The sequence below is a fragment of the Variovorax sp. BGA-UO-ETr-C22 genome (genome assembly GCF_059567965.1).
Genome location: NZ_JCAQPA010000011.1, coordinates 1624748 through 1647896 on the forward strand (window position 1 = coordinate 1624748; position 23149 = coordinate 1647896).

Below are 23149 nucleotides of genomic sequence, written 5' to 3' on the forward strand. Positions count from 1 at the left end.
AAACACGAGGCCTTCACTGTGACGAAGCGGCCACAGTACGAAGGTTCAAGCTGCGACCAAGGCTACGAAAGCTGTGAACCAGAGACTGCAGCGGTGCGTTGCGCGCGCTCGCGCCACCACAGCAGAAAGCCGCACGCGAACACGACGACCTGCGTGCCGATGAGCAGTGCAAAGCCCGCGAAGAAACCCGCGGCCGACGAGGCCGCGGTCACCGCCGTGTTCGCCGCGCCCGAGCCATGCGACACCGCGGTGATCACGCCGCCCATCAGCGCCGGCATGAAGCCCGCCACGAGGCTGCCCACGCCGTTGGTCACGCCGAAGGCACTGGCCGTGTGCTCGGGCCGCGAACAGTGCTGCACCGTGCTTGGAATGGCGGGGCTTTGCAGGCCCCAGAAGAAGTTCGCCGCCACGAGGCAGGTCGCGGCCATGTACGGGTCGCGCGCATTGATGGCCAGCAGCACCGACAGTGCCACGCCCGCGCTCGCGCCCATGAAGATGAAGGGCACGCGGTCACGCCCCAGCTTGTCGATGAGCACGCCGCCCGTGAACACCGCGAGCACGGTGGCGTACTGCGGCAGCGAAGCAATCCAGCCCATCTCGCGCAGCGAGAAGCCGCGCGCCTCGCGCAGGTAGGTCGGCAGCCAGTTGCTGCTGCCCCAGAGGTAGGCCAGCGCCGCCGAGGTGAGCAGCGTGATGAGGAACAGGTGCCGCGTGTGCAGCGCGCCTTTCACGATGCCGGCCACGCGCGACATCGCATCGCCCAGCGACGAAGGCTTGATGCCGTCGCCGTGCCCCGCGGGCATGCGCACGAAGGCCAGCACCAGCGGAATGCCCAGCACGATGTTGAGCACGCCCAGCACGTGGAACGAGCTGTCCCACTCGAACTGCGTGAGCAAATAGCCCACCAGCGGATAGCCCACCGCCAGGCCCAGGCCCGTGCCCATGTTCACCAGCGCATTGGGCTTGCCGTTCTCGTGACTCTGGAAGTGCGCCTTGATGTACGACGAAGCCAGCGAGAACAGCGGCCCTTCCGACACGCCCAGCAGCACGCGCGACGCCAGCAGCAGGCCGTAGCTGTTGAACATCGGCGAGGCCCAGGTCACCACGCCCCACAGAATGAGGCCGTAGATCAGGCTGCGCCGCACGCCGAACAGCGCCGAGCAGAACGGCGTGAGCACGAAGGCCGAGATGCCGTAGCCGAGCATGAAGGCCGTGGCCAAGAGGCCCTGGCTCACGCGATCAGAAGCGTCGATGCCCACGTGCTTCAGAAAGGCCGCATCGGTGATCAGCACCGCGATGTTGATGCGGTCGACGTAAGAGATCGCCACGATCACGAACAGCGTGATGACGCCGTACCAACGGAAGTTCTTGCTCTGCATGACCGGGGCTCTCTCTTGCGGGGGTGGTGCGCGCTGTCTTGCCGCGCCTAGAACATATGGCGCATGCCGAACTCGACGCCGCTGGAGGCGCGGTTGGGCCGCGTGATGGCGCCGGCCAAAGCCTGCGTTGCGCCGTTCTTGTTGCTGATGCGGGCAATGGTTCCGTACACCGCCGTGCGCTTCGAAAGGTTGTGCACGTAGCCCAGGGCCAGCTTCGATGTCGTGGGCTCGAGCACCGCATTGAGCGGCTCCAGCTTGTAGCGCGCGTACGAGGCCTTGATCTCGCCCGGCCCGATGGGCAGTTGGAAGCCGACCAGCACGCCCTTGGCGTCGGTGCTGCCCTTCGATTCCTTGTACAGCTCGCTCGTGAGCTTGAGGTTCATGAGCGCCGCATCGAAGGTGTAGGACGCGCCCAGGTTGGTCACGCGCAGGTCGCCGGCGGCGTAGCGCGTGCGGCCGGTGGCCAGCGCCACGTTGAGGCCGCCGCTCTGGTAGCCGAAGCGCGCGCCGGTGTGCTGGCCGTCGCGCTTGTTCGACACCTGGGTGCCGGGCAGCACCGAGTTCGAATCGTTCTCGCCCATCGCGTACATCACCTGGCCGTAGAAACCGCCCAGGTTGGCCGGCAGGAAGTAGCCGATGCTGTTCGAGGCGCGCGTGCCGGTGGGTGCCACCAGGCCGCCCAGGCCCGAGAAGTAGATCTGGTTGGCGCCGATGCCGCCGCCGGTGCCGAAGGGGTCGAAGATCGCGGTGTTCCAGAAGGCCGGCACGTAGTCGCGGCCCAGGCGCACTTCGCCGAAGGGGCCGGCCAGGCTCACGGTCGAGCGGCGGTTGAAGCTCAGCACGCCGGGCGTGCCGTTGCCGCTGGCCTGGTTGTTGGAGTTCGACGGAAAGCCCGTGCCGCTGTCGTTCTGCAGGCCCATCTCGAGCCAGAAGTTGGCCGAGTAGCCGCCGCCGAGGTCTTCCGTGCCGCGAAAACCGAGGCGGCTGAACATGTTGCCGCTGTTGCCCAGCTGCGTCTTGTGGGCCGATCCGTTGCCGCTGCCACGCGTGTAGACCACGGAGGCGTCGACGACGCCGAACAGCGTCACGGAAGATTGGGCCAGCGCTCCGCCAGCCGCGGTGGCCGCAGCCATCGCGATCAAGTACTTTTTCATTGAATGTCTCGGTTGGTTTTCTTCTCTCGGCCGTCTTTTAGGTTGTGGCCTTGTTGCTCAGATATCCAGCACCAGCCGCTCGCCCTTGCAGCGAGAGACGCAGATCATCATGGTCTTGTTGGACGCACGTTCGATCTTGGTGAGGATGCCGTCGTGGTGATCGACTTCGCCCTCAAGCACCGCCGTTTCGCAGGCGCCGCAGACGCCTTCCTTGCAGCTGTGGTCGGGGTTGAGGCCAGCGTCGATCAGGCTGTCGAGAATCGATTTGCCCGGAGGCACCTCGACGCTCTTGCCGCTCTTGGCGCACTGCACCACGCAGGTCTGCGTGGCGCTGGGCGCCTCCACATGCACGGCGGCGAAGCGTTCGATGTGGGCGTTGGCGTAGCCCAGTTGCTCGCAGCTCTTTTCGAAGGCGTCGAGCATCGGCGTGGGGCCGCAGCAGTAGTAGTGGCTGGTGGCGCCCTTGCCGGCCAGCATCGATGCGAGGTCGGGCGGCGCGCCCTTCTCGTCGTCGAAGTGCCAGGTGAGCTGCACCGATTTCTCGGTGGCCAGCGCCTCGATGGCGTCGCAGAAGGCGGCTTCCTTGCGGGTGCGCGCGCAGTACACGAACTCCACCGGCTTGCCGATGGCGATGAGCCGCTGCAGCATGCACCAGATGGGCGTCACGCCGATGCCGCCGGCCACCAGCACCGAGCGCTCGGCGCCCTCTTCCAGCTTGAAGTTGTTGCGCGGCGCCGAGATGGGCAGCGTCATGCCCACGCGCAGCTGCTGGTGCACGTAGCGCGAGCCGCCGCGGCTCTTGCGGTCGTTGAGCACGCCCACGACGTAGCGCTGGCGGTCGCTCGAGGGGTTGCACAGCGAGTAGCTGCGCACCAGCCCGTTGGGCAGGTGCAGGTCGATGTGGGAGCCGGCCTCGAAGGCGGGAAAGTCCACCGCCGGCGTGGCCGGCCGGAACTCGACGCTGACGATGCCGTCGGCCTCGTAGCGCATGGTGTGCACGAGGGCGTTCAGCGTGGGAGAAGACATGGCGATGCTCGCTTGCTTGCAGTTCAGGCCGTGGCGGCCTCGGCTTGCGCCAGTTGCGCCTGCGCGAGGTTGCGCATGTGGCGGCGCAGGCGGACGATGCCCAGGTCGTGCTGGTACAGGTTCTCGTGCTGGTTGGCGTCGGCTTCCATCTCTTCGAGCATCACGCGGTCTTGTTCCAGCACGTGCCAGTGGCGCGCCTCGAGGCGGTTCTTGTAGAGGAAGCGCCAGGTGTCGCGCTCCCAGCCCGGCGACAGCTTGCGTGCGCGCCAGAAGAAGGTGGCCGTCATGCCGTTGGCCATCGGCGAGAAGGCGCCGATGATGATGAAGTTGCCGCCGGGGCCGCCGGTCTTCGGGTACGGAATTTCCAGGCGCATCCAGTGGATGCCGGTGTCGGCCCACTCGGTCCAGTCGAAGTTGACGTTGCGCTGGCCTTCCTTCTCGAACACGAAGCCGATATCGGTCGGGCGCACGCCGAACTTGGCGCTCGAATCGCCCTCGGCCATCGAGTGCGACTGCTTGTGCAGGTAGGTGCCGTGCATCGGGTCCATCACGTTGTCCAGCACGTAGCGGTAGTCGCCCTTCCACTCCGTGTAGCACAGGAAGTTCGAGTACTCGGTCTCGTCGGTCAACTGCTCGGGCAGCACCAGCGGCGGCGGCATGTCGACCGGCTCCTTCGAGTTGTAGAGGAACACGGCGCCCGCGCGCTCCTGCACGTGGAAGTGGCGCGTGGCGCGCGAGCCTTCGAGCTTGCAGCCGGGGCTGCCGGGCACGCGCGTGACCACGCCGTCGTGGCGCACTTCGACGCCGTGGTACGGGCACGAGAGGCGGTCGCCCAGCACCACGCCTTGCGACAGCGGTGCGCCGCGGTGCGGGCAGCGGTCTTCCAGCGCGTGCAGCACGCCTTCGCCGTCGCGCCACAGCGCGATCTTGCGGCCGAGGCGGCGCAGGGAGATCGGGTTCTCCTTGATGAAGTGCGAGGGGCAGATCGGGTACCAGAGGTCCTTCAGGCCGATCTCGAGCAGGTGGTCGACCGGATCGGCGGGAACGGGATGGATGGCGATGGTCATGGTGGTTCTCCTCAGGCGGCCAGCGTGGCCATTTCCTTGCGGTACAGCGCCTCGGTCCATGCGAGGCCGCCCGGCGTGGCCAGGCCGCTGTCGTTCAGGCGCTGCACCAGGCCCGGCAGGTCATGGATGCCGTCGGCGTAGGCGCGTTCGATCACGTCGCCCAGCAGGTCTTCGTAGGTGGTCGCGGGGCGCTGGCGCGCCTGGTGCGGTTGGAGAAAGCGGTCTTGTTGCATCGTGAGCCTCCGTATAGCGAGGGGAAGAATTTCAGGCGGTGGCAGCGGCGACGGCGCCCTGCGCCGGCACGCCCAGCGGCACGGCCCAGGCGTCGTAGGCGTACACCCAGTCGGCGTTGCCGCCTTCGCGCAGCCAGTTGTTGCCGCGCGAGCCGAGCTGCACCTGGCTGGCGCGCTCGATACGGGCGGTCTGGTAGGCCTGCAGCGCGGCGGGAATGCCGGCCATGGCCACGCCGTCGAGGTGGCGCGACAGCACCACGGCGTCCTCGATGGCCATGCCGGCGCCCTGCGCCATGAAGGGCAGCATCGGGTGCGCGGCATCGCCCAGCAGCGCCATGCGGCCCTGCGCCCAGGCGGGCATGGGGTCGCGCTCGTACAGCGCGGTCTTCAGCACCGTGTCGCAGGCGTCGAGCAGCGCGCGCGCCTCGGGGTGGTAGGCCACGTACTGCTCGCGCAGCTCGTCGACGCTGCCCGGCGCGGTCCACGATTCGAGGTGCCAGGTGTCCTGCGGCGTGGTGGCGAAGATGAAGATGTCCTTGCCGCGGTTCAGCGGGAAGGTGACGATCTGGCTCTGCGGGTTCGGGCCCCACCACTTGGTGAAGGCGCCCAGGTTGGGCACGCCGGCCACGCGCTCGGCGGGCACCACGGCGCGGTAGGCGACGATGCCCGTGAAGCGCGGGCTCTCGGCGCCGAACATCGCGGTGCGCACGCCCGAGTGGATGCCGTCGGCGCCGATCAGCACGCCCACGCGGGCGCTGGTGCCGTCGCTGAAGGACAGGGTCACGCCCTGGTCGTCGGCCGCGATGGTCTCGGCGCGCTTGCCCAGCGCCACGCGCTCGGCCGGGAACATGTCGGCCAGCGCGGCCAGCAGGTCGGCGCGGTGGATGGTGAGCTGCGGCGCGCCGTAGCGCTGCTCGGCCGAGTCGGCCATCTCGAGGCGCGAGGTTTCTTCGCCGCTGTCGTAGGTGCGGCTGATGCGGTGCGACGGGCGTGCCGCCGTCACGCGGGCGGCGTCGCCCACGCCCAGGCCGTCGAGTGCGCGCACGGCATTCGGCGTGAGGTTGATGTCGGCGCCGACGCGGGCGAACTGCTTGGCCTGCTCGAACACGACGACGTCGTGCCCCGCGCGGCGCAGTGCGATGGCGGCGACCAGGCCGCCGATGCCGGCACCGACGATGCCGATGGTGGATTCGCTTGTCTGCATGGTCTCTGTCTCTCTTTGTTCTTGGGGGTGGCTCACTCGGCCACGATGTTGCGGGCCTTGATGATCCGGGCCCAGACGGCCGTCTCATCGCGGATATGGGCAGCGAACTCGGCGGGCTTCATGGCCGCGTCGGTCATGCCCTGTGCCTTCAGGCGCTCGCGCACGTCGGGCTGGGCCAGCATCTCGGCGGCGTCCTTGGCGAGCTGCTCGACCACCGCGGGCGGCGTGCCCTTGGGGGCCAGCAGGCCGTACCACGAGGTCACGGTCACGCCCTGGATGCCCTGCTCCGCCAGCGTGGGGATGTCGGGCGCGGCGGCGCTGCGCTTGGCCTCGGTCACGCCCAGCGCGACGAGCTTGCCGTTCTTGATGAAGGGCATGGTCGCGGGCAGGTTGCTGAACATCAGCGGCACCGAGCCGCCGAGCACGTCGTTGAGCGCGGGTGCCGTGCCCTTGTAGGGCACGTGCAGCAGGTCGATGCCGGCCTGCTGCTTGAACAGCTCGCCCGCCAGGTGCAGGCCGCTGCCCACGCCGGGCGAGGCGTACGACAGCGTGTTGGGCTTGGCCTTGGCCATCGCCACGAGTTCCTTCGCGCTCTTGATGCCCGAGGCCGGCGACGCCACCAGCACGTTGGGCGCCTTGGCGAGCATGGTGACGGGCACGAAGTCCTTCTCGATGTTGAACGGGAAGTTCGGCATCAGCGTCGGGTTGATCGTGAGGTTGCCGGCCGGCACCACGAGCAGCGTGTGGCCGTCGCCCTTCGCGCGCTTGACCTTGTCGATGCCGATGTTGCCCGCCGCGCCCACCATGTTCTCGACCACCGCCGCCTGGCCGTAGCGCTTGGCCAGGCCGTCGGACAGGATGCGCGCCAGCGTGTCGACCGGGCCGCCGGGCGGGAACGGCGAGACGATGGTGAAGCGGTCGCTCGACAGCTGCTTGTGCGCGTCGCTCTGTGCGTGCGCAGGCAAGGCGATGACCAGCGCCGCGGCGGCCAGCAGGGAGAAAGAAAAACGTCGTTGCATGAGGGTCACCGGGTTTATTTCTTCTCGGTCAGGAAAGCACCTTTCGGGCCTTCCGCGTTCTTCTGGCGGCGCGTGTGGCCATCGAGGCCGCCATCGACGGCCCATTCGGCGAACACGGTCGGGCCGGGTTCGAACTCGCGCGGCTGCCAGTCGGCGGTGAGCTGGTCTTCGTCGGCGTAGTACTCGATGAGGCCGCCGGCCGGGTTCTTGAAGTACCAGAAGTACGCCGACGACACCGGGTGGCGACCCGGACCCAGCTGGGTGTCCCAGCCGCAGCGCGAGAAATGCAGGCCGCCGCCGAACACCTCGTGGATGTCGCGCACGGTGAAGGCCACGTGGTTGAGCCCGCGCTTGCCCGACGGGATCTGCAGCAGGAACAGGTCGTGGTGGCCGCCCTCGGGCGCGCAGCGCATGAAGGCACCGCGGTTCGGATAGCCGTCGGACGACACGAAGCCGAAGCGCTGCGCATAGAACGCGCTCGTGCCCTTCACGTCGCTCACGAAGAACACGACATGGCCGACCTCGATCGGCGTGGCGCGTTCGTAGATCGGTGCGGGCTGGTTCACGCGCGGCTTGGCGTTCCAGGTGTTCATGGCGCCGCAGTCGACCTCGACCGCGCGCTTGCGGCTGACCTGCAGGCGCACGGCCAGGCCGTTGGGGTCGGTGCAGCCGATGCGGCGCGCGCCGTCGACCGTGGTGTCGGTGAAGGCCGGGTCTTGCGCGATGGCGGCGGCGTAGCGGTCCAGGTCGGCGTCGCTTTCCACGCCCCACACCACTTCGCGCAGCGTCGGGCCCTCTTCCATCGCGGGCGGCAGGCCGGGCTTGTCCCACGCCGCAACGACCACCTTGCAGCCGTTGAGGCACTCGAAGACGAGTTCGTCGGCGGCTTCGGACGTGAGTGAAAGGCCCCAGTCCTGGAAGAACTGGCGGCAGGCGGGCAGGTCGTCCGCGCCGTAGGTGATCTGGTCGATGCCAAGTACGCTCATCGTGTGCTCCTGTTCAGTTCGCCCACGGGAGCGGTTGTTCGTTCGTGCCCCAGTACATGCTCTTCTGTTCCATGTACTGGAAGATGCCTTCGCGGCCCTTCTCGCGGCCCAGGCCGCTGTCGCGCCAGCCGCCGAACGGCGTCGAGACCGAGAACTGCTTGTAGGTGTTGACCCAGACCGTGCCGGCCTGCACCGCGCGGCCCAGCTTCCAGGCGCGCTTGAAGTCGCGGCTCCACACGCCTGCGGCCAATGCGTAGACGCTGTCGTTGGCCTGCGCGATCAGTTCTTCCTCGTTGTCGAAGGGCATCGCGACCAGCACCGGACCGAAGATTTCTTCCTGGCTGATGCGGGCGTTGTTGGTCAGGCCTTCGAGGATCGTCGGCTGGTAGAAGTAGCCCTTGTCGTAGTCGGCGCCGTGCGGGCGCACGCCGCCCGTGCGGATGCGCCCGCCCTCGGACACGCCCAGATCCACGTAGCGCTCGATGCCCTCGCGGTGCTTGGCCGTGATGAGCGGGCCCATCTGCGTGCGCTCCGAGGCCGGGTCGCCCACGCGCAAGGCATTGGCGCCTTCGGCCAGTCGCGTGAGGAACTCGTCGTAGATACCGCGCGCGACAAACAAGCGCGAGCCCGCGATGCACGACTCGCCCGACGAACTGAAGATGCCGTACAGCACGCCATTCACCGCATGGTCGAGGTCGGCGTCGTCGAGCACCATGGTGGGCGACTTGCCGCCGAGTTCGAGCGACACCGGCATCATCTTGTCGGCCGCGATGTGGGCGATGTGCTTGCCGGTGGTGGTGCCGCCGGTGAACGACACGCGCTTGACCAGCGGATGTTTCGTGATCGCGTCGCCGATCACCGAGCCCTTGCCCGGCAGCACGCTCACGATGCCCTTGGGCACGCCGGCCTGCTCGCAGATGCGCGCCAGTTCCAGCGCCATGAGCGGCGTGACTTCGGCGGGCTTCACGACCACCGCGTTGCCGGCGGCCAGCGCGGGCGCCAGCTTCTGGGCTTCGCTCGCGATGGGCGAGTTCCACGGCGTGATGGCCGCGACCACGCCCATGGGCTCGTGCACGCTCATCGTGACGAAGGCGCCGCGCGAGGGGGTGATGGTTTCTTCGAGCGTCTCCAATGCGGCGGCGAAGAACTGGAAGGTGCCCGCGGCGCTGGCCACGAGGTTGCGCGTTTCGCTGATCGGCTTGCCGTTGTCCAGGCGCTGCTTCTGCGCCAGCGACTCGCCCTCTTCGCGGATCAGCTGGGCCACGCGGTGCAGCACGGCGGCGCGCTCGTGCGGCAGGCGCTGGGCCCAGCCGCTGGTGCGAAAGGCGTGGTCGGCGCGCGCGATGGCTTCTTCGACGTCGGCCAGGCTCGCGGCCTTCAGGCGCGCGATGGGCTCGCCGGTGGCCGGGTACAGGCTTTCGTAGACGTCGCCGCCGCCCAGGCGCCATTCGCCGGCGATGCAGATCGGAAGGAGTTCGGTGGAGATCATGGGGTGGCTCAGATGGCAAGGGCCGCGACGCGGTTGCGCAGCGCGCGCACGGCGCTGTACACGGTCAGGGCCGAGGTCTTGGGGTTGGCCGCGAGCGGCTTGTTGCGCATGGTCAGCGCGAAGCTGCCGAAGGCGCCTTCGGCTTCGACGGTGTGCACGTTCTCGGTGGTGGCCGGGTCGGCAATGAGGCGCACCAGCGTCTGGTCCAGGCCCAGGCCCGCGAGCGAGACGGTGGCCGCCACGTTGGCGTTCTTCGGATAGAGCAAGGCGGCTTCGCGCGCGCTGCCTTCGAAGATCACGGTTTCGTGCGCCAGCGTGTCCAGGTTGCGGCCCTGCTCGGCCGGCGTGCCCTTCCAGGCCTGCGGCGGCTTGCGGCCGGTGTAGCGCACGCTGTCCAGGCCACCGATGCGGGCCGCGGCCAGTGCGTCGATGCCGCCGATGGCGCCGGGAATCAGCTGCACCTGCGTGCGGCCGGCAACGGCGGCGGCTTCGAGCTTCTCGGCGAAGCCCGTGGCCGACAGCGCGCCCACCGAGGCCACCACGCAGGGTGTGCCGCGTGCCAGCGCGGGCAGCACGTGTTCCTCGATGGCGGCATGGCCGGCGGTCTCGACCACGAGGTCGATGCCGTCGGCGGGCACGGCGCTGCCCACCTGCGCGTCGGGCGCGACCTTCTGCGCGGCAGCGATGCCTTCGGCCGGCACGACGATGGCCACCACCTTCAGGGCGGGATCGCCGCGCAGCAGTTCGAGCACCGAGGTGCCGATGGCTCCGCAGCCGACGAGGGCGATGCGCGTGATGGCAGTGGTCATGCGTGGGACTCCGCGTTCGCTCACTTGGCCGCGCCGAGCGCGGGAATCTGCGTGACCGTGTTGGTCGGCGGGCCGGCGAAGCTGGTCTTGAAACCGCCGATCGACAGCATGTCGATCTCCAGCAGGAACGGGCCGTCGGCGGCCAGCGCCTGGTCCAGCTGCGCCGGCAGGTCGGCCAGGTCTGTCACGCGGGCGTGCGGCAGCGCGATCGACTTGCACAGCAGGTCGTAGTCGGGCGTGTGCAGCTCGGCGTAGCACTGGCGGCCGCCGTACTGCGCGTCCTGGATGTTCTTGATGACGCCGTAGCTCTTGTCGTTCATGAGCACGATGACCATGGGCGCCTTCTCCTGCACCATGCAGGCCAGCTCGCCCAGGTTCAGGATGAAGCCGCCGTCGCCGGCCAGGCAGAAGGTCTTGCGGCCCGAGCCCGTCACCGCCGCGCCGATGGCCGCGCCGATGGCCATGGGCATGCCCTGGCCGATGCCACCGCCCGTGGCGTGCACGCCGGCGCTGGGCTCGAACACGCGCAGCTCGCGGTTGCCCCAGGTGCTGTTGGACACCGTGACATCGCGCACCCAGTTGAACTTGCGGCCGGCCACCGACTGCAGCTGGCGCACGAGCTCGGCGTACGGGCCGAGGCCGTCGCGCAGCGTGGCCACGGCCTGGTCGTGCGCGGCGCGCAGGTCGACCAGCAGCTGCGGGTCGGCCTGGTACTTCGCGGCTTCGAGGCGGTCGGCCAGGCCGTCGAGTGCCAGTGCGGAATCGCCGCAGACAAAGGCCTCGGATGCATAGCAGCGGCCTTCGGCGGCGGCATCGGCGTCGATGCGGTACAGCGGGCGCGGCAGCTTCAGTTCGTACTTGAGCGTCTCGTTGCCGCGCAGGCGCGAACCGACCACGAGCATCGCGTCGCAGGTCTGATAGAAGGCCTCGACGGGCTTCTGGATGTTGTAGGCGCCGAGCGAGCCGGCGTCGTCCTCGGGCACCGTGCCGCGGCCCTGCGTGGTCGTGACCACGCCGAAGCCCAGCTTCTGCAGGCGCTGGATCGCACTGCGCGCATGGCGGGCACCGCCACCGACCCACAGCAGCGGACGCTTGGCCGTGGCCAGGCGCGCGGCCAGTGCATCGAGGCCGGCGGCCGAAGGCACGGGGCGCTCGATGGGCAGCGGCGACAGGTCGGCCGGCATGGTCGTGAGCGCCGACTGGATGTCGATCGGGATCTCCACGCTCACCGGGCCGGTCGGCGCCGTCATGGCGAGCTGCACCGCGCGCTTGAGCGTGCCCAGCACCGTCTCGACGCTGCGCACGCGCAGCGCGGCCTTCGACACGGCCTTGAGCATGGTGAGCTGGTCGGGCGCCTCGTGGATGTACGACATGCCCTTGTCCAGGTACGGCGTCTCGATCTGGCCCGTGATGTGCAAGAGCGGCGCGCCGGCGGTCAGTGCCTCGACCATGCTGCCGGCGATGTTGCCCGCGGCCGGGCCGGTGCTGGTGATGCACACGCCCAGGCTGGCGGTGGAGCGCGCATAGGCGTCGGCCATGTTGCCCGCGCCGGCTTCGCCGCGCGCCGAGATGAAGCGCACCGTGCCGCGCTGCGCGAAGGCATCGAGGATCGGCATGTTGTGGATCGAGATCACGCCGAAGGCTGCCTTGACGCCGCACTGCTCGAGGAACGCGGCGACGACGGCGCCGACCGTGACGGTGTTGTTGGGGTTATGCATGGCGGGAATGGCCTCCGGAAATATCGATGTGGCTGCCGGTCGTGTACGACGCGAGCGGTGAAGCAAGGAAAAGGATCGCGCGCGCGGCTTCGGTCGGAAGCCCCAGGCGACCCAGCGGGATGTGTTTGGTGGTGGCGAGCCGGCGGCTCCAGGCGGCCCAGTCCTGCGACTTGTCTTCGCGCGCCTCGAAGCGGCGGCGCCACTGGCCCGACTCGACCAGGCCGATCAGGATGCCGTTGACGCGCACGCCCTGCGGCGCGAACTCGGTGGCCATGGAGCGCACGAGGTTCAACAGGCCCGCGCGCGCGGCCGAGGTGGCGACCATGTGCGGCTCGGGCTGGCGCGCCAGCAGCGAGTTGGCGCAGACGATGGCGGCATCGCCCAGCACCGCGCGCTGCGCCGTGAGCTGCGGCAGGAAAGCGCGCGTCGGGTGGATGACCGAGAAGAACTTCAGGTGCAGCTCTTCCATCCAGGCCGCGTCGTCGGTGTCGGCGAACGTGGACACACGCCCCTGCCCCGCGTTGTTGACCAGCATCGACGCCGGGCCGAGCGCGGCCTCGCTCGCGGCGGCGAAGGCGCGCACCGAGGTGGCGTCGAGGACGTCGCAGGTCTGTGCGAACAGCTTGGCGTCGGGGTATTGCGCGCGCAGGCCGGCCACGGCGGCATCGAGCCGTTCGGCGTTGCGACCGCACAGCGCCACGCCGGCGCCGCAGCCCAGCAGCAGCTCGACGGTGGCCAGGCCGATGCCCGACGACCCGCCCGTGACCACGGCCACGCGGCCGGCCAGTGCGTCGGCGGCGAAGAAGGAGGAGGAAGGGGCGAAGGTCGTCATGGTCGATCTGAAATCAGTCGTCAGGCGCTGCGCAGCGGTACCACCTTGCTGGTGCGTGCGGGCGAGTAATTGAGCAGGCCCGAGATCTCGTCGGCGGTGCCGCGCACGCGCTGCACCATCTCGTCCATGCGGTTCTCGTCGATGTGGCCCGAGGTGATGGTGGCGCCCAGTGCCGCCACGATGTGGCCGCTGTGGTCGCGCACCGGCGCGGCGATGGTCGAGATGTTCGATTCGAAAAAGCCCTCGCCCAGCACATAGCCGCGCTGGCGGTCGGCCTGCACCATGTCGAAGAGTTCGTTCACGGTCTTGGGCGTGCTCGGCGAGAAGGTCTCGAGCTTGTCTTCGGGGTACAGCGCGCGCAGCTGCGGCAGCGTGAGGTCTTCCAGCAGGATGCGGCCCAGCACCGTGGCATGGGCCGGCAGGCGCGTGCCCACCGTGACCGAGCTGGCGAACGGCGTGGCCGGCGCCACCTTGGCGACGTAGACGATCGAGCGGCCGTCGCGCACCACCAGGTTGCAGGGCGTGCGCAGCTCGTCGCACAGGCGGTTGAGCAGCGGCGTGCCCAGCTGCGTGAGTTCCAGCGAAGCCAGGTATTCGAAGCCAAGGCGCAGCACGGCCAGGCCCAGGCGGTAGTCGCGGCCGCCCTCGGCGCGCTCGAGGAAGCCCATGTTCTCCAGCGTGGTGAGCAGGCGGAAGACGGTCGACCGTGGCAGGTCGAAGCGGCGCGCCAGCTCGGGCGCGGAGAGCGTGCGGCTCTCGCGGCTGAACTCGCACAGCACGCGCAGGCCGCGCTCCAGCGCGGGCACGTTGTAGCGGTCTGCGCCCTCTTCCATCACTTCGTTGTCGGTGGCCATCTTGGAATTCCTCTCGGTTGTCTTGTTCGTGTCGGGTCAGCCGGCGAGCGATTCGCGCAGCAAGGCGGCGACGGCCTGCGGTTGTTCCACATAGCCGGCGTGACCCGCATCGTCCACCAATTCGAGGGGCACGCCGCAGCGGCGCGCGACTTCTTCGCAGGCAGCCGGCGGCGTGACGACGTCGAGCGCACCGCAGGCCACGCGCACGGGCATCGGCGGCGGCAGGTCGGCCAGCAGGTCGGCGTTGCACAGCAGCTCGACGGCCTGGCAGTAGCCGTGGTCGTTCAGGCGCGCCATGTTCCAGCGCACCCACTGGCGGGCGTGTTCGCTGGCACCGTCGGACACGAGCCGGCCCGCGCGCTTGGCGGCCATGCCGGCAATGCCGAGGTCGTCGAGCGTGGCCAGGCGTTCGGCGCGCACCTTGGCGCGGGCGTCGATGCGCCCGGCGGCGCCGTAGCCGATGGCGGGGCTCACGAGCACGAGGCGGCGGATGCGGGCACTGGCGCTCGCATCGCTGCGCGCAGCCGACGCGGCGACGATGGCGCCCAGCGAATGGCCGACGAGCACGCAGGAGCGGATCGAGAGCGCATCGAGCATTTCTTCAAGGCGTGCGGCGTAGTCGGCGGCGGTCGGCGCGGCCGAGGCCAGCGGCGTCGAGCGGCCATAGCCCGGTGCGTCCCACGCGATGAGGCAGGCCTGCGGCGCCAGCAGCGCCGCGGTGTCGAGCCACGAGGCCGCGCCCGAGCCGATGCCGTGCAGGCACACGATCACCGGGCCCTGTCCGCATTCGCGCACCGACACCACCGCGCCGCCGCCCACCGCGACGTCGCGGGCCGGAAAGCGCGCGTCGAGCCGCGCCAGCTCGGAAGCCGGCAGGGTCTGCGCGGGGATGTCGACGGTGCTCATGGCCTGTTCGCTCGCTGGCTCGCTCGCTCAGCGCTTGATCTTGGCCAGCGGGTGGTCGGCGGGGTACGTCGGCGTGACCGGCTTCTTGGCACCGAGCATCACGCACATCAGCGCGTCTTCGTCGCCGATGTTGATCTCTTCGCGGTACACGCCGGGCGGCACCGAGATCAGGTCGCGGTCGGTCATGATGGTTTCGAAGCGCTCGCCGTCCTTCTCGATCACGACCTTGAGCTTGCCGCGGATCAGGAAGAACACCTCTTCCACGTCGGTGTGAATGTGCGGCGGGCCTTCGTGGCCGGCCGGGATCACCATGGTCGAGAAGGTGAAGTGCTCCGAGGGCACGGTGTTGGTGTCGGCCGCGACACCGGTGCCGCCGGTGCCCACGTAGCGCATCTGCGCGCGGCGGAACTTGGGGTCGAAGTCGGCCTGGAACTTCAGCGCGTCCCAGTCGTACTTGCGGGTTTCGTAGCGGGCGATGCGGGTGTTCATCCACTCGGCCAGGCTGCTGCCTTCGGGCTGCGCCAGGGTGTTGTTGATCTTCTGCTGTTCGGACAAATCGCTCATGGGTGTACTCCTTGGTCGGGAAATTCGGTCGGTGGTGACGGGTTCAGTGCATCGCGAAGCCGCCGTTGACGGCGAGCAGCTGGCCGGTGACGAAGCGCGCCAGGCCGGACAGCAGGAACACGGTCGCGCCGCAGACGTCGGCCGCCTGCTGCTCGCGCGGGATGGCGCGGCCTTCGAGGTACTTCTGGTGGCGCGCCATCGGCACGTACTCGGTGGCCTCGACCAGCGTGAGGCCGGGCGCCACGGCGTTCACCGTGATGTTGTCGCCGCCCCATTCGCGCGCCAGCGAGCGCGTCATGGAAATGACGGCGCCCTTGCTCGAGGCATAGGCCAGCAGGTTGGGCGCGCCCCACAGCGCCGTGTCCGACGCGAGGTTGACGATGGCGCCACGGCCGCCGGCCGCCAGCGCGGGGCGGCAGGCGCGACCCATGAGCCAGCTGCCGCGCACGTTGACGTTCATCACGCGGTCCCACATGTCGATCTCGAGCTGGTGCGCGTCGCGCCCGCCCGAGTTGGTGATGGCGGCGTTGTTGACGAGGCCATCGAGCCCGCCGAGCAGGCGCACCGCCTCGGCGGCGCCCGCCTCGATGGAGGCCGGGTCCGACAGGTCGATGGCCAGCGCGTGCGCCGTGCGGCCGGCATCGCGCAGCGCCTGGGCTTCGGTCTCGGCCAGCTCGCCGAGGATGTCGGCCAGCACCACGCTCGCACCCGCCGCGGCCACGCACTGCGCGAACGCCAGGCCCAGGCCGCGCGCACCGCCGGTCACGAGCACGCGGCGGCCGGCCAGCAGGTTGGCGGGCATCTCGGCCAGCAGGGCCTGCAGGCTGGAGGGATCGGCGATGGCTTTGAGGTCGGTCATGGCGGGCGTCTCCGTGAAGTTCAGTCGGCCTGGATGCCGAGTTCCTTGATGACCTTGCCGAAGCGCGCGAAGTCGGCGGCGTTGGTCTTGGCCAGCACGTCGGCGTCGCCGCCCACGGGCGTGGTGCCCAGCACGGCCATGCGCGCCACGATGTCGGGCATCTTCAGGATCTCGTTGAAGTGGCCGTTGAGCGTCTTCACGATCTCGGGCGGCAGGTTGCGCGGGCCCCACAGGCCGTTCCAGGCGGTGAGCTCGACGTCCTTGTAGCCCAGCTCGGCGAAGGTCGGCACCTTGGGCGCGAGCGGCGAACGCTCGCGCGAGGCCACGGCCAGCGGAACCATCTTGCCGTTGGGCATGTAGGGCGCCACCGGGCCGAGCGTGATGAAGGTCACCGGCACGTGGCCGCCGAGCACGTCGTTCACGGCGGGCGCCACGCCCTTGTACGGCACGTGCGCCAGGCTGGTGCCCGAGGCGCGGGCGAACATCTCGCCCAGGATGTGCATCGGCGAACCGCTGCCCGGGCTGGCGTAGCTCAGCGACTTGCCGCCCTTGGCTGCGGCCACCGCGTCCTTCAGGCCGGTGTAGCCCTTGGCGCCGCTGGCCACGAGGAACAGCGGCAGGTTGCCGGTCTGCACGATCGGCGTGAAGCCGTTGAGCACGTCGTAGCCCGAGGTGCTGCCGGTCTTGAGCACCAGCTGCGCGATCGAGAAGGTGCTGGGCGCGAGCAGCAGCGTGTAGCCGTCGGGCGCGGCCTTCGACACGAAAGCGCTGCCGATGATGCCGCTGGCGCCGGGGCGGTTGTCGACCACCACGGGCTGGCCGACGCGGGCCGAGAGCTTTTCGGCATACAGGCGCGCCAGGGCGTCGGTGTCGCCACCCGCCGGATAGGCAACGACCAGCGTGATCGGCTTGCTGGGGTAGGTGTCTGCCCAGGCGAGTCCGGAAGCGCAAGCGGCGGCCAGGGAGACGGCAGCGGCGATGGCGAGGCGGCGAGTGTGTGTCATCGAGGGTCCGTGGAATCGGTGGTTTGTTTCACTAAAGAAACAACGATTTATTAATGGAACACCGCGAGAATACCGACGAAGACAACTTCATGACTAGGTAAAAACCCTAGTTGAGGTGAAGCCAGGCTGCGCGGCCCACGAAAAAGGGCGGCCGTTTCGGGCCGCCCTTCGAGGGAAAAAGCGTGGAGCGGCTACCCGCCGTAGCGCGCGACGGTCAGGCCTTCCATGTCGATCTCGGGCGCCCTGCCCGCGACCAGGTCGGCCATCACGCGGCCGGTGCCGGCCGCCATGGTCCAGCCGAGCGTGCCGTGGCCGGTGCTCAGCAGCAGGTTGGGCACGCGGGTGGCGCCGATCACCGGCGTGCCGTCGGGCGTCATGGGGCGCAGGCCGGTCCAGAAGGACGCGTCGCGCACCGGGCCGCCGCGCGGGAACAGGTCGGTCACGACGTGCTCGAGCGTGTCGCGCCGCCGCGCATCGAGCGCCAGGTCGAAGCCCGAAAGCTGCGCCGTGCCGCCCACGCGAATGCGATCGCCCAGGCGCGTGACGGCGACCTTGAAGGTCTCGTCCATCACGGTGGATTCGGGCGCACCGCTCGCGTCGGTGATGGGCACCGTGATCGAGAAGCCCTTGACCGGGTACACCGGCAGGTCGATGCCCAAGGGCCGCACCAGCGCGGGCGAGTAGCTGCCGAGCGCGACCACGTAGCGGTCGGCGGTGAAGCTGCCCTGGTCGGTGCGCACAGCCGTCACGCCCTTCCCTGCTTCGTGCTCGAGGGCCTGGATGTTCACGCCGAAGCGGAATTGCACGCCCTCGGCTTCGGCCAGCTTGGCGAGTGCCTGCGTGAACTTGAAGCAGTCGCCGGTCTCGTCGCCCGGCAGGCGCAGGCCGCCGACGAACTTGTCCTTCACGGCGCCGAGCGCGGGCTCATGCAGCACACAGCCGTCGCGGTCGAGCACCTGGTAGGGCACGCCCGACGCCTTCAGCACCTCGACGTCCTTCGCGGTGCCGTCGAGCTGTGCCTGCGTGCGAAAGAGCTGCAACGTGCCCTGCATGCGCTCGTCGTAGCGGATGCCGGTGTCGGCGCGCAGCGCCTTCAGGCAGTCGCGGCTGTATTCGGCCAGCCGCACCATGCGGCCCTTGTTGAGTTCGTAGCGCGCCTGCGTGCAGTTACGCAGCATCGACAGGCCCCAGCGCCACATGGCCGGATCGAGCATCGGCTTGATGACCAGCGGGCTGTGCTGCATGAGCATCCACTTGATCGCTTTCACCGGCACGCCGGGCCCGGCCCAGGGCGCCGAGTAGCCGGGCGACACCTCGCCCGCATTGCCGAAGCTGGTTTCGAGCGCGGGCGCCGGCTGGCGCTCCAGCACCGTCACCGCATGCCCGGCGCGCGCCAGGTAGTACGCCACCGAGGTGCCGATGACACCGCTGCCGAGAATCAGGACCTGCATGACAACCCCTCCCTCTTGAAAGCCGCCATGGGCCGAGGGTACAGGGTCGGCGACCTGCTGCGCACGACATCTCGCGGGCCTTGCGCAAGAAGGTCGATGGAAAGCAGCACCCAGGCCTCGTCGACGGCCCGGCAGCTTCGGCGGATGCGCCCCGTCAGAGAGCGTTCAACACGGCCTGCATCGAGGTCAGGCGCGCCTCGTTCTCGTCAGCGTGCGGCCAGCCGGAATGGCGCACACGGGCGCGCTCGTTCAGCGCCAGTTGGCATGCGATGGCGGCCAGTGCTTCGTCGCGCATCGCTGGATCGACCTCGCCCGTGATCTTGAGCTGTCCGAAGGCCGTCGCGACGCGCGCGCGGCATTCGGATTGCAGGAAGGTCTCGTGCATGTCTTCCTCGGCCAGCCATGTCTCGCGCACGTCGGCATCGGCCCGGTGCATGGATTCCGGCACGCCGAAATCCCAGTCGGCGAGCATCGCCTTGAGGAAGCCCGCGACCTTGCCGTTCTTGCCGCCGTCGCGGTACCAGTCTTCCAGCAAGGAGAGCGTGTCGTTGCCGTCGTCGCTGCCGAAGGGGCTGAAGTCGTCGGCCTGGTCGTAGTAGAAATCGTCGGCGGCGAGCGTCACGAAGCGTGGGTGACTGGTCTCGCGGGCGAGGCCCTCTTCGGGGTCGTCGAAATGGTGGGGCATCGGGAGGCTCCGGCGAAGTGAGTGTGCGGATGAACAGGCCCTAAAGGCCCAGCGAGTCCTGCAGTTCGCGCGCCGTCCAGCGCTTCGGCTGTTGCGGCCAGGCCTCGAGCAGCGCGACCATGCGCGCGTTGCGCGGTGCGCTCAGGCCGTGCTCCTGCGCGAGCCGCACCACCTCGCCGCAGAGTGCATCGATCTCGGTGCGACGGCCCAGGGCCAGGTCGTCGGCCATGCTGGAACGCGCCTTCGCGTCGATGCGCAGCATGCGCGCCGCGACGATGCGAAACAGCCAGTCGGGCAGCCGCAGCAGGCCCGGCAGGCGCCGCGCCGGCACGGCCGCCACCTGCGCGGGCACGATGCCGCCCGTGCGCAGCACGCCCAGCGTTTCGTCGATGAGCGCCGCGAAGCAGCGGCGGTAGCCGCGCTGCATGAGCTCATCGCGCAGCGGCAGGCCCGACAGCGCATTGACCGGGTTGTTGAGGTTCAGCAGCAGCTTGCCCCATTGCACCGGCAGCAGGTCGGCATGCAGGTCGAGCGGCACGCCGGCGCGCTCGAACACGGGCAGCCAGTCGCGCAGCGCAGGGTCGTCTTCCGCGGCCAGCCGGCCGGGCGTGCCGCGGTGGAAGGCGCCGTCGTCGATCTCGGCCACGTTGTACGGCACCATGCCGGCGCGGATGTTGAGCGACGGGCCGGCCTGCCCCGCGGCGGCGCAGTTCGAGATGCCGTTCTGCAACGAAACCACCGTGGTGCCGGCCGGCAAGGCAAAGGCCAGCTCGCGCGCCGCTTCGGCCGTGGCGCCGCTCTTCACGCACAGCAGCACCAGCGCGGGCCGCGCGCCCACCGGCACCTGCTCGCACAAGCGCAGCGTGGGCGCCGCCAGCTTGTGCCGGGCGCCGTCGAGGTCGGTGAGCGTGAGGCCGTGGCGCGCGAGCTTGTCGAGCACGCGCGGGCGGCCGACGAAGGTGACGGGCACGCCCGTCGCCGCCAGGCTGCCGCCGATGAAGCAACCGATGGTGCCCGCCCCCATCACGAGCACTTCACCGGGGATCGCGTCGGACATGAAGTGCTGTGTGGGTGGTGAGCGGAAAGGACCTCAGGTCCGTTGGGCGACCCAGGCCTGCACCGATTGCAGCGCGGCCGGCAGGCCCGCGGCGTCGGTGCCGCCGGCCATGGCCATGTCGGGCTTGCCGCCGCCCTTGCCACCGACCTGCTGGGCCACGAAGTTGACCAGCTCGCCGGCCTTGACCTTGGCGATGCTGTCGGCCGTGACACCGGCCGCGATCTGCACCTTGTCGCCGTCCACGGCGGCCAGCACGATGGCGGCGGTCTTCAGCTTGTCCTTCAGCTTGTCCATGGTGTCGCGCAGCGTCTTGGCGTCGGCGCCGTCGAGCTTGGCCGCGAGCACCTTGATGCCGTTGACGTCCACCGCCTGCGCGATGAGCTCGTCACCCTTGGACGACGCGAGCTTGCCCTTGAGCGCGCCCACTTCGCGTTCGAGCGTCTTGACCTGCTCGAGCACCTGCGAGAGGCGGCCCTGCAGCTCGGCGGCCGGCGACTTGAGCGTGGCGGCCACGCTGTGCACGGTCGATTCGAGGTCCTGCAGGTACGACAGCGCGTTGGCGCCCGTGACGGCTTCGATACGGCGCACGCCGGCGGCCACGCCGCCTTCGCTGACGATCTTGAACAGGCCGATGTCGCCCGTGCGGCCCACGTGGGTGCCGCCGCACAGTTCGCGGCTGGTGCCGATGTCGAGCACGCGCACGGTCTCGCCGTACTTCTCGCCGAACAGCATCATGGCGCCGGTCTTCTGGGCCGACTCGAGGTCCATCACGCGCGCCTGCGTGGGCGCGTTGTCCAGGATCTCGGCGTTGACGCGCTTTTCGATCTCGAGGATCTGCTCGCGCGTGACGGCTGCGTTGTGTGCGAAGTCGAAGCGCGTCTTGTCGGCGTCGACCAGCGAGCCCTTCTGCTGCACGTGGTCGCCCAGCACTTCGCGCAGGGCCTTGTGCATCAGGTGGGTGACCGAGTGGTTGCGCATGGTGGCGGCGCGGCGCGCGGTGTCGACCGCGGCCTTGACCGTGTCGCCGACCTTCAGCGTGCCCTGGGTCTGCGTGCCGTGGTGGCCGAACACGTCGGCCTTGATCTTCTGCGTGTCGTCGACGCCGAACTGCACGCCTTCGGCCACGAGCACGCCCTGGTCGCCGACCTGGCCGCCGCTTTCCGAATAGAACGGCGTGGTGTCGAGCACCACGATGCCGCCCTGGCCTTCCTTCAGTTCAGTGACGGCCACGCCTTCGAGGTACAGCGCGACGACCTTGGCGTTTTCTTCGAGGTGGTCGTAGCCGGTGAAGGTGTTGCCCGCGCCGGCGTACTCGACGTTGCGGTCCATCTTGAACTTGCCGGCGGCACGGCCCGCGGCCTTCTGCTTTTCCATGGCGGCGTGAAAGCCCGCTTCGTCGACGCTCAGGCCGCGCTCGCGGCACACGTCGGCCGACAGGTCGAGCGGGAAGCCGTAGGTGTCGTGCAGCTTGAAGGCCACGTCGCCCGGCAGCACCTTGGCGTCGCCGGCCAGCGCCGCGTCGAGGATTTCCATGCCGTTGGCCAGCGTTTCGAAGAAACGTTCTTCCTCGGCCTTCAGCGTGTCGATGATGCGTTTCTCGTCGGCCACCAGCTTGGGGTACGCGTCGCCCATGAGCTTCACGAGGTCGGGCACCAGCTTGTGGAAGAAGGGCTTCTTCTGGCCCAGCTTGTAGCCGTGGCGGATGGCGCGGCGCACGATGCGCCGCTGCACGTAGCCGCGGCCTTCGTTCGAGGGAATGACGCCGTCGGCCACCAGGAAGGAGGTGGCGCGGATGTGGTCGGCGATCACGCGCAGCGAGTTGTTCGACAGGTCTTGCGTGCCGGTCTCGCGGCCGGCGGCCTTGATGAGCGCGTCGAAGATGTCGATTTCGTAGTTGCTGTGCACGTGCTGCAGGATCGCCGCCAGGCGCTCCAGGCCCATGCCGGTGTCGACGCAGGGTGCGGGCAGCTTCTTGACCGAGCCGTCGGGCTGCATGTCGAACTGCATGAACACGTTGTTCCAGATCTCGATGTAGCGGTCGCCGTCTTCATCGGGCGAGCCGGGCGGGCCGCCGGGGATCTCGGGGCCGTGGTCGTAGAAGATCTCGGAGCACGGGCCGCAGGGGCCCGTGTCGGCCATCATCCAGAAGTTGTCGGACATGTAGCGACCGCCCTTGTTGTCGCCGATGCGCACGACGCGCTCGGGCGGCAGGCCGATTTCCTTGGTCCAGATGTCGTAGGCCTCGTCGTCCTCGATGTAGACGGTGGCCCAGAGCTTCTCGGCCGGCAGCTTGTAGACCTGGGTCAGCAACTCGAAGGCCCACTTCAGCGAGTCGCGCTTGAAGTAGTCGCCGAAGCTCCAGTTGCCCAGCATCTCGAAGAAGGTGTGGTGGCGCGCGGTGTAGCCCACGTTCTCGAGGTCGTTGTGCTTGCCGCCGGCACGCAGGCAGGCCTGCACCGAGGCGGCACGCACGTAGGGGCGCTTGTCTTCGCCGAGGAACACGTCCTTGAACTGGACCATGCCCGAGTTCGTGAACATGAGCGTCGGGTCGTTGCCCGGCACCAGCGAGCTCGAAGGCACCACCGTGTGGCCCTTGGAGGCGAAGAAATCGAGAAAGGTCTTGCGGATGTCCGCGACCGTGAATGTGGGCTGGCTCATCTTTGGATTTCGTCTGCTGTCGGGGGCGGCCTGGCGATGGCGACCCTGCGTCGAAACCACTGCGTTGAACCGGCCTAACTGCTTGATTTGCTTGAACAATCGATTATAGGTTTGCGCATGGTGCCCGGGCCCGCCGCGGGCCTTGCGCACGCGCGATCCGGGAGCCGGGGCTAATATGGACGGCTGAAGCGGTGC

General features: G+C 69.1%; 21 protein-coding genes. All 21 read right to left on the reverse strand.

The genetic code is table 11. The features are described 5' to 3' along the window. Window positions 1–62: 62 nt before the first annotated feature. Window positions 63–1379 carry an MFS transporter gene (locus AC57B8_RS27700; protein WP_496481347.1) on the reverse strand — a complete coding sequence of 439 codons (1317 nt, stop codon included), beginning with the start codon at window positions 1377–1379 and terminating at the stop codon, window positions 63–65. A 47-nt stretch (window positions 1380–1426) separates the two neighbouring features. Next, window positions 1427–2533 (reverse strand): porin, encoded by a 1107-nt coding sequence (locus AC57B8_RS27705; protein WP_496481348.1) that lies wholly within the window; start codon window positions 2531–2533, stop codon window positions 1427–1429. A 57-nt stretch (window positions 2534–2590) separates the two neighbouring features. Further along, the gene (locus tag AC57B8_RS27710) at window positions 2591–3559 is read right to left on the reverse strand and encodes a PDR/VanB family oxidoreductase (RefSeq protein WP_447787624.1); all 969 of its coding nucleotides are present in this window, start codon (window positions 3557–3559) and stop codon (window positions 2591–2593) included. A gap of 23 nt (window positions 3560–3582) precedes the next feature. Continuing rightward, a complete protein-coding gene (locus AC57B8_RS27715; protein ID WP_496481349.1) occupies window positions 3583–4626 on the reverse strand; it encodes a Rieske 2Fe-2S domain-containing protein in 1044 nt (347 codons plus the stop codon). A gap of 11 nt (window positions 4627–4637) precedes the next feature. Next, window positions 4638–4859, reverse strand: a complete 222-nt coding sequence (locus AC57B8_RS27720) for a recombinase-like helix-turn-helix domain-containing protein (protein WP_062474598.1) — start codon at window positions 4857–4859, stop codon at window positions 4638–4640. Window positions 4860–4890: 31 nt separating this feature from the next. Next, window positions 4891–6063, reverse strand: coding sequence for an FAD-dependent monooxygenase (locus AC57B8_RS27725; protein WP_496481350.1), 1173 nt, complete (start codon window positions 6061–6063; stop codon window positions 4891–4893). A 32-nt stretch (window positions 6064–6095) separates the two neighbouring features. Beyond that, on the reverse strand, window positions 6096–7082 hold the full coding sequence (locus tag AC57B8_RS27730; protein WP_496481351.1) for a Bug family tripartite tricarboxylate transporter substrate binding protein: 987 nt from the start codon (window positions 7080–7082) through the stop codon (window positions 6096–6098). A 14-nt stretch (window positions 7083–7096) separates the two neighbouring features. Then, window positions 7097–8068, reverse strand: a complete 972-nt coding sequence (locus AC57B8_RS27735; RefSeq protein WP_492695782.1) for a VOC family protein — start codon at window positions 8066–8068, stop codon at window positions 7097–7099. A gap of 13 nt (window positions 8069–8081) precedes the next feature. Beyond that, window positions 8082–9557 carry an aldehyde dehydrogenase gene (locus tag AC57B8_RS27740; protein WP_307637017.1) on the reverse strand — a complete coding sequence of 492 codons (1476 nt, stop codon included), beginning with the start codon at window positions 9555–9557 and terminating at the stop codon, window positions 8082–8084. Between the two features lie 8 nt (window positions 9558–9565). Continuing rightward, window positions 9566–10366 carry an aspartate dehydrogenase gene (locus tag AC57B8_RS27745; protein ID WP_062474588.1) on the reverse strand — a complete coding sequence of 267 codons (801 nt, stop codon included), beginning with the start codon at window positions 10364–10366 and terminating at the stop codon, window positions 9566–9568. A gap of 20 nt (window positions 10367–10386) precedes the next feature. After that, entirely contained in the window at window positions 10387–12084 is a 1698-nt protein-coding gene (locus AC57B8_RS27750) for a thiamine pyrophosphate-binding protein (protein WP_159272144.1), read from the reverse strand. Continuing rightward, window positions 12077–12916: an SDR family oxidoreductase gene (locus tag AC57B8_RS27755; protein ID WP_496481352.1), complete on the reverse strand. Its 840-nt coding sequence runs from the start codon at window positions 12914–12916 to the stop codon at window positions 12077–12079. Before AC57B8_RS27755 ends, AC57B8_RS27750 begins: the two co-directional genes overlap by 8 nt. Before the next feature lie 20 nt (window positions 12917–12936). Further along, on the reverse strand, window positions 12937–13770 hold the full coding sequence (locus AC57B8_RS27760) for an IclR family transcriptional regulator (RefSeq protein WP_070060330.1): 834 nt from the start codon (window positions 13768–13770) through the stop codon (window positions 12937–12939). A gap of 36 nt (window positions 13771–13806) precedes the next feature. Beyond that, window positions 13807–14676: an alpha/beta fold hydrolase gene (locus tag AC57B8_RS27765; RefSeq protein WP_496481353.1), complete on the reverse strand. Its 870-nt coding sequence runs from the start codon at window positions 14674–14676 to the stop codon at window positions 13807–13809. Window positions 14677–14703: 27 nt separating this feature from the next. Further along, entirely contained in the window at window positions 14704–15240 is a 537-nt protein-coding gene (locus AC57B8_RS27770) for a cupin domain-containing protein (RefSeq protein ID WP_062474577.1), read from the reverse strand. 43 nt (window positions 15241–15283) lie between these two features. After that, window positions 15284–16099 (reverse strand): SDR family oxidoreductase, encoded by an 816-nt coding sequence (locus AC57B8_RS27775; RefSeq protein ID WP_496481354.1) that lies wholly within the window; start codon window positions 16097–16099, stop codon window positions 15284–15286. Between the two features lie 20 nt (window positions 16100–16119). Continuing rightward, a complete protein-coding gene (locus AC57B8_RS27780; protein WP_062474573.1) occupies window positions 16120–17103 on the reverse strand; it encodes a Bug family tripartite tricarboxylate transporter substrate binding protein in 984 nt (327 codons plus the stop codon). 191 nt (window positions 17104–17294) lie between these two features. Beyond that, a complete protein-coding gene (locus AC57B8_RS27785) occupies window positions 17295–18554 on the reverse strand; it encodes a D-amino acid dehydrogenase (protein WP_062474571.1) in 1260 nt (419 codons plus the stop codon). 154 nt (window positions 18555–18708) lie between these two features. Next, window positions 18709–19239 (reverse strand): MolR family transcriptional regulator, encoded by a 531-nt coding sequence (locus AC57B8_RS27790; RefSeq protein ID WP_496481355.1) that lies wholly within the window; start codon window positions 19237–19239, stop codon window positions 18709–18711. Window positions 19240–19279: 40 nt separating this feature from the next. After that, window positions 19280–20296, reverse strand: a complete 1017-nt coding sequence (locus AC57B8_RS27795) for a 2-dehydropantoate 2-reductase (RefSeq protein WP_496481356.1) — start codon at window positions 20294–20296, stop codon at window positions 19280–19282. 33 nt (window positions 20297–20329) lie between these two features. Then, window positions 20330–22954 (reverse strand): alanine--tRNA ligase, encoded by a 2625-nt coding sequence (alaS, locus tag AC57B8_RS27800; protein WP_496481357.1) that lies wholly within the window; start codon window positions 22952–22954, stop codon window positions 20330–20332. Between the last annotated feature and the right edge of the window lie 195 nt (window positions 22955–23149).